11 protein-coding genes and 1 other RNA gene are annotated in these 12,882 nt (G+C 72.2%); 3 read left to right on the top strand and 9 right to left on the bottom strand.

All coding sequences use genetic code 11. The features are described from left to right. Position 1: 1 nt before the first annotated feature. The 9 genes from mraY to rsmI form a co-directional block, all read right to left on the bottom strand. Entirely contained in the window at positions 2 to 1,084 is a 1,083-nt protein-coding gene (gene mraY, locus N787_RS03390) for a phospho-N-acetylmuramoyl-pentapeptide-transferase (protein WP_034210810.1), read from the bottom strand. Beyond that, positions 1,074 to 2,456, bottom strand: coding sequence for a UDP-N-acetylmuramoyl-tripeptide--D-alanyl-D-alanine ligase (locus tag N787_RS03385; protein WP_034210808.1), 1,383 nt, complete (start codon positions 2,454 to 2,456; stop codon positions 1,074 to 1,076). Before N787_RS03385 ends, mraY begins: the two co-directional genes overlap by 11 nt. Next, entirely contained in the window at positions 2,453 to 3,931 is a 1,479-nt protein-coding gene (locus N787_RS03380) for a UDP-N-acetylmuramoyl-L-alanyl-D-glutamate--2,6-diaminopimelate ligase (RefSeq protein WP_034210807.1), read from the bottom strand. The genes N787_RS03385 and N787_RS03380 overlap by 4 nt, the downstream gene beginning before the upstream one ends. Further along, positions 3,928 to 5,715 carry a peptidoglycan D,D-transpeptidase FtsI family protein gene (locus N787_RS03375; protein WP_052575089.1) on the bottom strand — a complete coding sequence of 596 codons (1,788 nt, stop codon included), beginning with the start codon at positions 5,713 to 5,715 and terminating at the stop codon, positions 3,928 to 3,930. The genes N787_RS03380 and N787_RS03375 overlap by 4 nt, the downstream gene beginning before the upstream one ends. After that, positions 5,712 to 5,981, bottom strand: coding sequence for a cell division protein FtsL (ftsL, locus tag N787_RS03370; protein WP_034210806.1), 270 nt, complete (start codon positions 5,979 to 5,981; stop codon positions 5,712 to 5,714). The genes N787_RS03375 and ftsL overlap by 4 nt, the downstream gene beginning before the upstream one ends. Then, on the bottom strand, positions 5,978 to 6,925 hold the full coding sequence (rsmH, locus tag N787_RS03365) for a 16S rRNA (cytosine(1402)-N(4))-methyltransferase RsmH (RefSeq protein WP_425387842.1): 948 nt from the start codon (positions 6,923 to 6,925) through the stop codon (positions 5,978 to 5,980). The genes ftsL and rsmH overlap by 4 nt, the downstream gene beginning before the upstream one ends. A 14-nt stretch (positions 6,926 to 6,939) precedes the next feature. Further along, positions 6,940 to 7,386, bottom strand: a complete 447-nt coding sequence (mraZ, locus tag N787_RS03360; RefSeq protein WP_034210803.1) for a division/cell wall cluster transcriptional repressor MraZ — start codon at positions 7,384 to 7,386, stop codon at positions 6,940 to 6,942. A 313-nt stretch (positions 7,387 to 7,699) separates the two neighbouring features. After that, positions 7,700 to 8,053, bottom strand: an RNA gene (gene rnpB, locus N787_RS14220) — RNase P RNA component class A. 247 nt (positions 8,054 to 8,300) lie between these two features. Then, entirely contained in the window at positions 8,301 to 9,137 is an 837-nt protein-coding gene (gene rsmI / locus N787_RS03355) for a 16S rRNA (cytidine(1402)-2'-O)-methyltransferase (RefSeq protein WP_034210896.1), read from the bottom strand. A gap of 63 nt (positions 9,138 to 9,200) precedes the next feature. On the opposite strand from rsmI, the gene N787_RS03350 reads away from it, so the two are divergent. The 3 genes from N787_RS03350 to N787_RS03340 are packed head-to-tail and all read left to right on the top strand — an operon-like array spanning position 9,201 to position 12,742. Then, positions 9,201 to 10,949, top strand: coding sequence for a penicillin-binding protein activator (locus N787_RS03350; protein ID WP_034210802.1), 1,749 nt, complete (start codon positions 9,201 to 9,203; stop codon positions 10,947 to 10,949). Then, positions 10,933 to 11,313: a YraN family protein gene (locus N787_RS03345; protein ID WP_034210801.1), complete on the top strand. Its 381-nt coding sequence runs from the start codon at positions 10,933 to 10,935 to the stop codon at positions 11,311 to 11,313. Before N787_RS03350 ends, N787_RS03345 begins: the two co-directional genes overlap by 17 nt. 40 nt (positions 11,314 to 11,353) lie before the next feature. Beyond that, complete coding sequence (locus tag N787_RS03340) at positions 11,354 to 12,742, top strand: FAD-binding oxidoreductase (protein WP_034210798.1); 1,389 nt, start codon at positions 11,354 to 11,356, stop codon at positions 12,740 to 12,742. The last annotated feature ends 140 nt before the right edge of the window (positions 12,743 to 12,882 follow it).

Here is a 12,882-nt window from a genome sequence, read left to right as displayed (position 1 = left end):
CTCAGCGCACCTTCAGGGTCGCGAGACCGACGAGGACGAGCATCACCGAGATGATCCAGAAGCGCACGATCACGCGCGGCTCCGGCCAGCCCTTGAGCTCGAAGTGGTGGTGGATCGGCGCCATCCGGAACACGCGCTTGCCGGTGAGCTTGAAGCTGGCGACCTGGATCATCACCGACAGCGTCTCGACCACGAAGATGCCGCCCATCAGCACCAGGATCGCTTCCTGGCGCACGATCACGGCGATCGTGCCCAGCACCGCGCCCAGCGCCAGCGCGCCGATGTCGCCCATGAACACCATCGCCGGATAGGTGTTGAACCACAGGAAGCCGAGGCCCGCGCCGGCGATCGCCGCGCAGACGATGGTGATCTCGCCCGCGCCCGGGATGGCCGGAATCTGCAGGTACTGCGAGAACACCGCGTTGCCCGAGGCGTACGCGAAGATGCCCAGCGCCGCCGCGACCAGCACGGTCGGCATGATGGCGAGGCCGTCGAGGCCGTCGGTGAGGTTCACCGCGTTCGAGAAGCCGACGATCCAGAAGTAGGCGATCACCACGAACATCGCGCCCAGCGGGATCGCGAAGTCCTTGAGCAGCGGCAGGAACAGCGTGGTCGCGTTGGCGTTGTCGGCGGTGTAGTACAGGTACAGCGCCGCGGCCAGGCCGAAGATCGACTGCAGCGCGTACTTGTGGCGCGACTTCAGGCCATTGGGGTCGCGCCTGACGATCTTGATCCAGTCGTCGAGCCAGCCGATGGCGCCGAAGGCCAGCATCACCGCCAGCAGCACCCACACGTACTTGTTGCGCAGGTCCGCCCACATCAGCGTGGACAGCGAGACCGTGAGCAGGATCAGCGTGCCGCCCATGGTCGGCGTGCCGGCCTTGGAGAAGTGGCTCTGCGGGCCGTCGGTGCGGATCGGCTGGCCGCCCTTGAGCTGGGCCAGGCGCGCGATCACGTGCGGGCCGAGCCACAGCGACAGCAGCAGCGCGGTCAGGGCGCCGAGGATGCCGCGGAAGGTGATGTAGCCGAACAGGGGCGGCATCCAGCCCATCTCGTGCAGCCAGCGGGCGAGTTCAAGCAGCATGGTCGGCGTCTCCCTGCCGGTCGGCGGCCAGCAGCGCGGCCATTACCTTGTCCATCGCGCTCGAGCGCGACCCCTTCACCACGCAGCGCAGGCCGGCACCGGCCGCGCGCAGCGCGGGCGACAGCGCCGCGACCAGCGCGGCCTGGTCGGCGAAATGGCGTGCGCCGTCGCCGAACGCTCGGCTGGCGTGGGCGCTGAGTTCGCCGACCGTCCACAGCCGGGCAATGCCGGCGCGGCGCGCCTGCGCGCCGATGTCGGCGTGCAGCAGCTCGGCGCCCTCGCCCAGCTCCTTCATGTCGCCCAGCACCAGCCAGGCCTCGCCGCCCGCGCCCGCCAGCGCGGCGATGGCCGCGGCCACCGAGCCCGGGTTGGCGTTGTAGCTGTCGTCCACCAGCACGGCGCCGCTGGCGAGGCGATGCGGGATCTGCCGGCCCGGCACCGGTGCGGCGCCCGCGAGGCCGGCGGCGATGTCCTCGAGCGACGCGCCCGCGCCCAGCGCCAGTGCGGCGGCGGCCAGCGCGTTCATCACGTTGTGGCGGCCGGCCAGCGGCAGCGAAACGTCCACGTCGCCGGCGGGCGTGTGCAGGCGGAAGCGGCTGCCCTCGGCATCGCCGGACAGCGCGGAGGCGCGCACGTCGGCGTCGTTCTCGAGGCCGAAGCGCAGCACCCGGCGCGCGCCGATGCGCTGCATGAAGAAGGGCGCGAAGGCGTCGTCGGCGTTCACCACGGCGATGCCGTCGTCGGGCAGCGCCTCGTAGATCGCGCCCTTGGTCTCGGCGATGCCCAGCAGGCTGCCCATGCGCTCGAGGTGGGCCGGCATGATGTTGTTCACCAGCGACACCTGCGGCGGCGCGATCGAAGCCAGGTAGGCGATGTCGCCCGGCTGGCCGGCGCCCATCTCGTAGATGGCGAAGCGGGCGTCTTCCGGCGCCTGCAGCACGGCCAGCGGCAGGCCGATCTCGTTGTTGAAGTTGCCCGGGTTGGCGAATGCCTTGCCGGCGCGCGCCAGGATGGCCAGCACCAGGGTCTTGACCGAAGTCTTGCCGTTGCTGCCGGTGATGGCGACCACCACGGCGGGGCGGCCCTGCTGCACGCCGGCGGCGAGTTCGCCGAGCGCGTCCTGGGTGTCGGCGCACAGCACCTGCGGCAGCGGGCAGTCGACTTCGCGCTGGACCAGCAGCGCCGCGGCGCCGCGCTCGAGCGCCTGCTGCACGTGGTCGTGGCCGTCGTGGCGCTCGCCGCGCAGCGCGACGAACAGGCCGCCCGGCGCCAGCGTGCGGGTGTCGGTGCCGACCGACGTCACTTCGACGTCGGCGCCCAGGTGCCGGCCCTCGACCCAGCGCGCGACCTGCGACAGCAGGACCGGCCTCATGCGCGGGCCTCCAGCGCGGCGCGCGCGACCTTGAGGTCGTCGAACGGATGCTTGACGCCCTGCACTTCCTGGTAAGGCTCGTGGCCCTTGCCCGCCACCAGCACCACGTCGCCGGCACCGGCGCCGGCCAGGGCCGCGGCGATGGCGCGGGCGCGGTCGCGTTCGACCTGCACGCCGGCGCGGTCGCGGAAGCCGGCGAGCACCTGCGCGACGATGGCGTCGCCGTCCTCGCGGCGCGGGTTGTCGTCGGTGACGATCACGCGGTCGGCGCCGGCTTCGGCGATGGCCGCCATCTGCGGGCGCTTGCCGGCGTCGCGCTCGCCGCCGCAGCCGAACACGCAGGTCAGGCGGCCGGGCGTGTGCGCGCGCAGGCTGGCCAGCGCCTGCTCCAGCGCGTCGGGCGTGTGCGCGTAGTCCACCACCACCAGCGGCTGGCCGTCGCGGCCGCCGACGCGGCTCATGCGGCCGTCCACCGGCGCCAGCCGCGGCAGCATCGCGGCGACCGCGGCCAGCGGCCAGTCGAGCGCACGCAGCGCGCCGGCCACGGCCAGCAGGTTGTCGACGTTGAAGCGACCCAGCAGCGCCGAGGCCACGGGCAGGCGCGCTTCGCCTTCCACCAGGTCGAAGCGCAGGCCTTCCGGCGCCAGCGCCACGTTTTCCGCGCGCAGCGTGGCGCCGGCCTGGCCGCGCGAGCTCAGGCCGATGCGGCGGGCCGCGGCGGGCGCGCGCGCCAGCAGGCCGGGGCCGAAGGCATCGTCGAGATTCACCACCACCGCCTGCAGGGTCGGCCAGTCGAACAGGCGCGCCTTGGCGGCGCCGTAGGCTTCCATGCTGCCGTGGAAATCGAGGTGGTCGCGGGTGAGGTTGGTGAACACGGCGATGCGGAACGCGACCGCATCCACCCGCCCCTGCTCCAGCGCATGCGACGAGACTTCCATCGCCACGTGGGTGGCGCCGGCGTCGCGCATCTCGGCCAGCAGGCGGTGCACGGCGATCACGTCGGGCGTGGTGCGCTCGCCGGCGACCAGCTGGCCATGCAGGCCCGCGCCGAGCGTGCCGATGCTGCCGGCGACGCCGCCGCCGAGCGTCAGCGCCTGCGCGAGCAGCTGCACGGTCGAGGTCTTGCCGTTGGTGCCGGTGACGCCGGCCACGGCCAGCGCGCGCGAGGGTGCGCCGTAGAAGCGGTCGGCCAGTTCGCCCTGGCGCGCGCGAAGGCCGGGCACGGCCACGGCGTCGTCGCCGGCCGCCTCGCCCGCGGGCGCCGGCGGTTCGAACAGGATCACGCTGGCCCCGGCCGCGCGCGCCTGGCCGGCGTGGCGCAGGCCGTGGGTGGTGGCACCGGCCAGGGCGATGAAGGCGTCACCCGCGCGCAGCGCGCGGCTGTCGGCGGTGAGGCCGCGCAGCACCGGATTGAACGACGCCGGCAGCGCCGGCTCGCCCTGCAGCAGCTCGTGCAGCGGCATGGCGCGGCTCATCGCAGCGCCCCCGCGTCATCGCCGCCGACCGGCAGCGCGGCCGGCGCCTGGACCGGCGCGGCCGCGACCGCGGCGCGCGGCGCGGTCTTGCGCGCCTGCTCGGCGAACCACTGCTCGATGTTGTCCGGCGGCACATCCATCAGGCGCAGCGCGCCGTCCATCACGTTGTGGAAGATCGGCGCCGACACCGCGCCGCCGCCGTACTCGTCGCCCTGCGGGTCGTGGAGCACCACGGCCATGGCGAAGCGCGGCTTGCTGGCCGGCACCAGGCCGACGAACACCGCCACGTAGCGCTCGGCGGCATAGCCGCCGGCGCTGGCCTTGCGCGAGGTGCCGGTCTTGCCGGCAACGCGGTAGCCCAGCACCGCGGCGCGACGCGCCGTGCCTTCCGGGCCGGTCACGGTTTCCATCATCTGCATCAGCTGCGCGGCGATGGCCGGGTCGACCACCTGCTGGCTGGACGCGTTGGCGCCCTTCACGAAGGTGGCTTCGTTGATGCGGCCGCCGTTGCCGATCGCGGCGTAGGCGCGCGCCAGCTGCAGCGGCGTCACCGACAGGCCGTAGCCGTAGCTGATGGTCGCCTTCTCGGCCGGGCCCCAGACGTTCGGCCCGCGCAGCACGCCCGAGGATTCGCCCGGGAAGCCGCTGCCGGTGACCTGGCCGAGGCCGAAGCGGTGGTAGATGTCGAACTGGTGCTCGTTGCTCAGCTGCTGGGCCACCAGGGTGGCGCCGAGGTTCGAGCTCTTGGTCAGCACGCCGGTGAGGGTCAGCGTGCCGTAGTTGCGGAAGTCGCGGATCTGGTGGCCGCCGGCCAGGGTCATGTAGCCCGGCGCGGTTTCGATCGGGGTTTCCGGGGTGAACTTGCCGCTCTCGAGCGCCGCCGCGAAGGTCAGCGTCTTCATCACCGAGCCCGGCTCGACCACGTCGGTGACGGCGCGGTTGCGCTGGGCGTCGGTGGTGGCGGATTCGCGCGCGTTCGGGTTGTACGAGGGCTGGTTGACCATGGCGAGGATCTCGCCGGTCGGCACGTCCAGCACCACGATCGAGCCGGCGCTGGCGCCATGCTCGATCAGCGCCGCCTTCAGCTCGCGGTAGGCGAGGTACTGGATGCGGCGGTCGATCGACAGCATCAGGTCGCGGCCGGGTTCGGCGGCCTTGATCAGGTCCACGTTCTCAACCACGCGGCCGCGGCGGTCGCGGATCACCTGCTGGGCGCCCTCGGTGCCGGTCAGCCAGTCCTCGAAGGCCAGCTCCAGGCCTTCCTGGCCGTGGTCGTCGATGTTGGTGAAGCCCAGCACGTGCGCCATCACCTCGCCGTGCGGGTAGAAGCGACGGAACTCGCGCTGCGAATACACGCCCGGGATGCCGAGGTCGGTGACTTCGGCGGCCAGGTCCGGGTTCATGTGCCGGCGCAGGTACAGGAATTCCTTGTGCGCGCGCTGGGTCACGCGCTGCAGCAGCACTTCGCGCGGGATGCCGAGCGCATCGGCCAGCTCGGGCAGGCGGTCGGGATGCTGCAGCAGCTCCTGCGGGTTCACCCACACCGACTCGACCGGCGACGACACCGCCAGCGGTTCGCCGTTACGATCGGTGATCATGCCGCGGGAGGTCGGGATCGGCACTTCGCGCAGGAAGCGGGCGTCGCCCTGCTGCTGGTAGAACTCGGGGTTGATCAGCTGCAGGTGCGCCGCGCGCGCCACCAGCACCGCGCCGAACAGGCCCATCACGACGCCGACCGCCACCAGGCGGTGGCGCAGGCTGTAGCTGCTGCGCTGGAGCTTCATGGCTGCAGCACCACGATGTCGGCCTCGGTCGGGTACTTCATGCCGATGCGGGTGCCGGCGACCTGCTCGATGCGGTTGGCCTCGGACCAGGTGGCCTGCTCAAGCTGCAGGCGGCCGAACTCGATGTTGAGCTCGTCGCGCTCGTGCTCGAGCGTGGACAGCGCGATGTAGGCCTGGCGGTGCAGGTGGCGCGAGTACACCACCGCGACCGCGCTCGAGAGCACTGCGACCACCATCAGCAGCAGGGCGAACAGGCGCGGGCTCATGCGCTCGCCCCCGCGGCCGGCAGCTTCTCGGCCACGCGCATCACGGCGCTGCGGGCGCGCGGGTTGGTGGCGGTTTCATCCGATTCGGCGCGCAGGGCGCCGCTGACGTCGCGCAGCACCGGCGTGAAGTCCTGCTCGACCGGCATGCGGCGGTTGCCCGGGGGCGCCTTGGCGTGGCGGGCGATGAACTGCTTGACGATGCGGTCTTCCAGCGAGTGGAAGCTGATCACGACCAGGCGGCCGCCGGGCTTGAGGCGCTCGAGCGCCGCGTCCAGCCCGCGCTCGAGGTCCTCGAGCTCGCGGTTGATGAAGATGCGGATGGCCTGGAAGCTGCGGGTGGCGGGATGGATCTTGCTGTCGCCGCGGCCGACCACCGAGGCGATCAGCTCGGCCAGCTGGGCGGTACGCAGCAGCGGGGCCTCGTCGCGGCGGGCAACGATGGTGCGGGCGATCTTGCGGCTGAGCTTTTCCTCGCCGTAGGTCCAGAGCACGTCGGCGATCTCGCGCTCGTCGGCGCGGGCCAGCCAGTTCGCGGCGCTCTCGCCCGACTCCGGGTCCATGCGCATGTCCAGCGGGCCGTCCTTGGAAAAACTGAAGCCGCGCTCGGCGACGTCGAGCTGCGGCGAGGACACGCCGAGATCCATGAACACGCCGTCGAGGCCGCCGGCGGTTTCATCCCAGTGGGCCAGGCCGGCGAAGGAGCCGCGGCGCACGCGGACGCGCGCGTCCGCGCTGGCAAGCGCGTGGGCGGTGGCGATCGCTTCCGGGTCCTTGTCCATCACCAACAGCCGTCCATCCGGCCCCAGCCGGTCGAGCACGCCGCGTGCGTGGCCACCACGCCCGAACGTGCCATCCAGATACCTGCCATCCCTGAGCACACGCAGCCCGTCCAGGGCCTGCCCGAACATCACCGGGAGATGGCTGGGCTGCGTGCCTTCCCGCATCCCGGCCATGTCCGTCACAGCCTGAGGTCGAGCATGTCCTCGCTGATCTCGTCTTCCCCGATGGTTTGACGGATCTGCGCGAGGTGCGCCTGCTCGCTCCACAATTCGAACTTGCCGCCCATGCCGAGCAGCACCGCTTTCTTCTCGATGCCCGCCGCGTTGCGGTGGCTGGCCGGCAGCAGCACGCGGCCGCTGCCGTCGGGCTCGACCACGGTGGCGGCGCCGACCAGCTTCAGCTGCAGGTTGCGGTGCACGCGCTTGGCGTTGGGCAGGGCGTTGACCTGGTCGCGGACCTTTTCCCAGGCCGCTTCCGGGTACAGCCACAGGCAGCCGGCTTCGTAGGGGTTGTAGGTGACGACCAGGCGATTGGCGCAGGCGCGCGCGACGAGGTCCCGGTAGGCGGTGGGAATCGCCAGACGGCCCTTGTCGTCGATCGTGATTGCGGTTTCGCCCTGGAACATCAGTTCGGATCAGCCCTTATCCACCGAAACCCACTAAAAACCCGGATTTCCCTCAGAAGCCCACGTTAGTCCTGCCCCCGGGGGCTGTCAAGGACAAAAACAGGGGAAATTCGCTAGGCGGATCAAGACTTTGCGCGAAACTTGAGAGTCTTGTTTAAGAACCATTGGGCAAGTGTTGTTTCACATGGATTTGATCCAAACCTGTGAGCCGCTATACAAAACCGCCGGCCAGGCCCGGCGGGAGCCACGACCGCCCGCCCCGGGGGCCGGGCCCGGGGGATCTGCGCAAACGGGGGTGGAACGGGGGAGGAAGTGGCGGAGCCGGCCATTAAGCCGGGTTCTGTCGTGGACAGTCATTCCTCTGGGACCTGCGTCGCCGCAGGCCTCAAGCAACCAACCCGGGTGCGGCACGAGCCATGCCATAGCACCCCTATTTGGTCTTGCTCCGGGTGGGGTTTGCCGTGCCCCGGGGCGTTGTCCCCCCGGGCGGTGGGCTCTTACCCCACCGTTTCGCCCTTACCACGCACCCTTGCGGGCCGTTCGGCGGTTTGTTTTCTGTTGCACTTTCCGTCGGCTCACGCCGCCCAGGCGTTACCTGGCACCCTGCTCTGTGGAGCCCGGACTTTCCTCGGCGCATTGCTGCGACGCGACTGCCTCGGCCGACTCCGCCACCGCGGATTCTCTCATGCTTCCGGGCGGGCTGGGGGAAGAAGATTGGCCACGGATGAACACGGAAAAAGGCACAGCCACGGATAAACACAGATAGAGCGAAGCGGGAGTGGTTCGCGGCGAATGGCTGTGGCTCGTTCCAATCGAGCAAAGCGGCCTGTGCTGCCGAGAACCACTTCCAAATGCTTTATCCGTGTTTATCCGTGGCTGTGCCTTTTTCCGTGTTCATCCGTGGCCAAGCGCTTCTAGCCCTCACCCCCGCCGTACAGGGATTTGCGGGGGGCGCCGCTGAGGTCGGCGGCGAGTTTGGCGGCGACCGAGGGTTTGAGGTGCTCGGCGAGTTTGGCGTACAGGCGCTGGCCCTCGAGCAAGCGGGCGGCGGTGTCGTCCTCGCAGCCGCGGACGACGAGCACGAATTCGCCCTTGCGCTGGTTGTCGTCGGCCGCGACCTTCGCGGCGATGCCTTCCAGCGTGTCGCCCAGCACCGTTTCGAACAATTTCGTCAGTTCGCGTGCGAGGACGGCTTCGCGATCGGCGCCAAACGCCGCGACCAGGTCTGCGAGGCTTTCCTCGATGCGGTGTGAGCTTTCGTAGAACACGAGGGTGCGCGTTTCCCTCGCCAGCGCGGCCAGGCGCTCGCGTCGCGCCGAGGCCTTGGCCGGCAGGAAACCTTCGAAACAGAAGCGGTCGCTGGGGATGCCGGCTACCGACAATGCCGCGATCGCGGCGCAGGCGCCGGGGATCGGGCTGACCGCGAGGCCTGCGGCACGCACCTCGCGCACCAGGCGATAGCCGGGATCGCTGACCAGCGGCGTGCCGGCGTCGGACACCAGCGCCAGGCGGTCGCCCGCGCGCAGGCGCTCCACCAGTTTCCAGGCGATTTCGCCTTCGTTGTGCTCGTGCAGCGCCAGCAGCGGGCGCTCGATGCCCAGCGCCACCAGCATCTGCCGCGTGTGGCGGGTGTCCTCGGCGCAGATCGCATCCACCGAGGACAGCACTTCGCGCGCCCGCGCGCCCAGGTCGCCCAGGTTGCCGATCGGCGTCGCCACCACGTAAAGCGTCCCCGCCCGGGTCGTTGCCATGACCGCGCCCTCCTTGTGCACCGGGGTATCATCTTAGCGGCTTCATCCACTGGACCCCCGACCATGCTGCGATCCGCTCTCCTGCTGTTGGCCCTTGCCCTGGTTTCCGGCTGCGCCAGCGTGGCCGTCACGCCCGCCGCGCCGGTGGGCGAACCCGCCGCCGCCACCCCCGCGGCGCGCCTGGCCGAAGAGGGTCGACACCTCGAGGCCGCCCGCGCCTACGCCGCCGAAGCTGGCGCCGCGCGCGGCAGTGCCCGCGAGCGCAGCTGGCTGCGCGCCGCCGACCAGTACTGGCTGGCGGGCGACCCGGGCGCCGCGGCGCAGTCGCTGGCGCAGTCCAACCGTCGCCGGCTCGAGGGCCGCGACGCCTTCCTGCACGACCTGCTGGCGTCCGAACTCGACGTCGCCGCCGGCCGCCACGCACCGGCGCTGGCCCGGCTGGCGCAGTCGCGCGAGTCGGTGCCGTCGCCGCTGCGGGCGCGCTGGCATGCCGCGCGCGCGGCTTCGCTCGAGGCCGCCGGGCGCAGCTTCGAGGCCGCCGGCGAGCGGGCCTGGATGAATGAGTCGCTGGATCGCGCGGCACGCATCGACAACCTGCGCCGCATCGACGAACTGCTGCGCGCCCTGCCCGACGACGCCCTCGCCGCCGGCAGCGCGGCGCTGCCGGTCGGGCATCCGCTGTACCTCTACGCCGGGCGCGCGCTGACCCGGCGCGGCCTGCCGCTGCCGCGGCCCTACGACCGCAGCGCCTCGGCCCCCGGCATGGAAGCGCTGCCGCCGGCCGAACGCGACGGCTACCGTCCGCCGGAGCGCCTCGCCGCGCTGCTGCCGCTCAGCGGTCCGCTCGCGGCCGCCGGCCAGAGCGTGCGCGATGGCCTGCTGGCTGGCTATTACGGCGAGAACCGCCGGCGTCCGGAGCTCCGTTTCTACGACACCGCGGGCACCGAAGGCGTGCGCGGTGCGCTGGTGCAGGCGCAGGCCGACGGCGCGCAGATGATCGTCGGGCCGCTGGGCCGCGACCAGGTCGACGCGCTGTTCTCGCTGCCGGAGCTCGAACTGCCGGTGGTCGCACTCAACCGCGGCAGCATCGCGCCGCCGCCGGGCAGCACCACCTTCGCGCTCGCGCCGGAAGACGAGGGCGTGGCCGCCGCGGAGCGCCTGCTGGACCGCGGCATGCGCCGCATCCTGGTGGTCACGCAGGCCGATGAAAGCGCGAACCGTGCGCTGGCGAGCTTCCGCGAGCGGCTGCGCGCCGGCGGCGGCGAGGTGATCGCCGAAGTGGTCGTCAGCGATGCCAACCCCGACTACGTGCCGGCGCTGCAGCAGGCGCTGGCGGGCGGCCGACCCGACGGCGTGTTCCAGCCGCTGCGCGCGGCGCAGGCGCGGCTGCTCGCCAGCCAGATGGATTCGGCCGGGATGATGGGCGTGGCGCGCGTCGCCACCTCGCTGATCCTCTCCGGCGCCAACCTGCGCATGGACGTGGAGCTCGACGGCATCGAATACCCCGAGCTGCCCTGGCTGCTCGGCCTGCGCGGCGGCCTGCCCGACGCGGAGGCGCTGGGCCGCACGCTGCCGACCGCGCAGGGCGGCGGCGCGCGCCTGTTCGCCTTCGGCCTGGATGCCTGGAAGCTCGCGGCTTACGCCGACATGCTCGCGCGTGATCCGGCCGCGCAGCTGCGCGGCGCCACCGGCGAGCTGCAGGTCGATGGCTTCGGCCTGGTGCAGCGCCGCCCGGCGTGGGCGGTGTTCAGCGGCGGCCGTTCGCGGCCTGCGCTGGACGGCGCGCTGCTGCCCGATGCCGGCGCGCCCTGACCGGCAAGCCCTCGGCGCCGCGGCGGAAGCCGCGGCCCTGCGCCACCTCGAAGCCGCCGGCCTGCAGCTGCTGGCCCGGAACGCCCGCTTCAAGGTTGGCGAACTCGACCTGGTGATGCGCGACGGCGAAACCATCGTGTTCGTCGAAGTGCGCCTGCGGCGGAATGGCCGCTACGGCGACGGCTTCGATTCGGTCGATCGGCGCAAGCGGCAACGCATGGTGCGCGCGGCCCTCGCCTGGCTGGCGGCGCGGCCGGCGCTGGCGGCGCGGCCTTGCCGGCTCGACGTGGTGTCGGCCGATGACGGGCCCGACGCGCTCGCCCTGGATTGGCAGCGCGGCGCCTTCACGCTGGACGACGTCTAGCCGCCGCGGATCGGCGCGCCCGCCGGGCTAGAATCGACCCATGCCGCGCGAACTCGCCCCAGACACCGCCGACGCCCTGCGCCAACTGCTGGGCCCGGACGGCCTGCTGCTGGATGCCGCCGAGCGCCTGGCCTACGGCTACGACAACTCCCGCCGCCAGGGGCTGCCGCTGGCGGTGGCGCTGCCGACCAGCGCGCAGCAGGTGCAGGCGATCGTGCGGCTCTGCCGCGAGGCGCGGATGCCGATCGTGGCGCGCGGGCGCGGCACCAACACCACCGGCGCGAGCGTGCCGGGCGAGGATGCGCTGGTGGTTTCGTTCGAGCGCATGAACCGCGTGCTCGACATCCGCCCCGGGGATCGCGTGGCGGTGGTCGAGCCGGGGCTGCTCAACGGCGACCTGCAGGCCGCGCTGGCGCCGCACGGATTGTTCTGGCCACCGGACCCGACCAGCGCCGGCTTCTGCAGCATCGGCGGCAACCTGGCCTGCAATGCCGGCGGGCCGCGCGCGGTGAAGTACGGCGCGACCCGCGACAACGTGCTGGCCCTGGTCGCCGTGACCGGCACCGGCGAGCTCGTGCGCTTCGGCGCCGGCACCACCAAGGGCGCCAGTGGCTACGACCTGTCGCGGCTGCTGATCGGCTCCGAGGGCACGCTGGCGCTGGTCGTCGAGGCCACGCTGAGGCTGACGCCGGTCGCGCCGCGCCGGCGCGCGCTGCGGGCGCTCTACGCGGACGTGGAAAGCGCCGCCGCCGCGGTCGCGCGCCTGATGGCGCAGCCGGTGACGCCCTCGATGCTCGAGTTCATGGACGGCGACTGCGTGCGTCTGGCGCGCGAGGTCGGCGGCGCCGAGCTGCCGCCGGCCGGCGCACTGCTCATGATCGAGGCCGACGGCGACGACGCCGTGCTGGATGCCGCCGTGGCCGCGCTGTCGGCCGCCGCCGCCGGGCCCGGCTGCCTGGGCGTGGCCAGCGCGCCCGACGAGGCTGCGCGCGAGAAGCTGTGGGCCGCGCGCAAGGCGCTGTCCCCTGCCCTGCGCACGCTGGCACCGGGCAAGATCAACGAGGACGTGGTGGTGCCGGTGTCGCGCATCCCGGACCTGGTGGCCGCCGTGCGCCGCGCCGCCGCCGAACAGCAGCTGGCCATCGTCAGCTTCGGCCACGCCGGCAACGGCAACCTGCACGTGAACATCCTCTACGACCCCGCCGACGACGCCCAAACCGCGCGTGCCGGGGCCGCGCTGGAAGCGGTGTTCGACGCCGTGATCGCGCTGGGCGGCCAGGTGTCGGGCGAGCACGGCATTGGCCTGGTGAAGCGCGACCTGCTGGTGCGTTCGCTGACGCCGCCCACCGTGGCGATGATGCGAGCGATCAAGTCGCAGTTCGACCCGGACGGCATCCTGAATCCCGGCAAGGTGCTGCCGCCCGCCTGACGCGGCGCGCTCGGCACGCTCGGCACGCTCGGCACGCTCGGCACGCTCGGCACGCTCGGCACGCTCGGCACGCTCGCCATGGGCGGCATGCGCTGGGTCCGCCGCGCGATGCGCGTACCGCGGACCCGCGATGCGAAGGA

This window comes from Arenimonas metalli CF5-1 (genome assembly GCF_000747155.1).
Taxonomy (GTDB): Bacteria; Pseudomonadota; Gammaproteobacteria; order Xanthomonadales; family Xanthomonadaceae; genus Arenimonas; species Arenimonas metalli.
The sequence above is the reverse complement of the archived record's forward strand: the minus strand, read 5'-3'. Positions and strand labels throughout refer to the sequence as shown.

Bases quoted from the DNA above. Each gene is read 5' to 3' on its own strand.
- mraY (WP_034210810.1), bottom strand. From the start codon at position 1,084: ATGCTGCTTGAACTCGCCCGCTGGCTGCACGAGATGGGCTGGATGCCG.
- N787_RS03385 (WP_034210808.1), bottom strand. From the start codon at position 2,456: ATGAGGCCGGTCCTGCTGTCGCAGGTCGCGCGCTGGGTCGAGGGCCGG.
- N787_RS03380 (WP_034210807.1), bottom strand. From the start codon at position 3,931: ATGAGCCGCGCCATGCCGCTGCACGAGCTGCTGCAGGGCGAGCCGGCG.
- N787_RS03375 (WP_052575089.1), bottom strand. From the start codon at position 5,715: ATGAAGCTCCAGCGCAGCAGCTACAGCCTGCGCCACCGCCTGGTGGCG.
- ftsL (WP_034210806.1), bottom strand. From the start codon at position 5,981: ATGAGCCCGCGCCTGTTCGCCCTGCTGCTGATGGTGGTCGCAGTGCTC.
- rsmH (WP_425387842.1), bottom strand. From the start codon at position 6,925: ATGCGGGAAGGCACGCAGCCCAGCCATCTCCCGGTGATGTTCGGGCAG.
- mraZ (WP_034210803.1), bottom strand. From the start codon at position 7,386: ATGTTCCAGGGCGAAACCGCAATCACGATCGACGACAAGGGCCGTCTG.
- rsmI (WP_034210896.1), bottom strand. From the start codon at position 9,137: ATGGCAACGACCCGGGCGGGGACGCTTTACGTGGTGGCGACGCCGATC.
- N787_RS03350 (WP_034210802.1), top strand. From the start codon at position 9,201: ATGCTGCGATCCGCTCTCCTGCTGTTGGCCCTTGCCCTGGTTTCCGGC.
- N787_RS03345 (WP_034210801.1), top strand. From the start codon at position 10,933: ATGCCGGCGCGCCCTGACCGGCAAGCCCTCGGCGCCGCGGCGGAAGCC.
- N787_RS03340 (WP_034210798.1), top strand. From the start codon at position 11,354: ATGCCGCGCGAACTCGCCCCAGACACCGCCGACGCCCTGCGCCAACTG.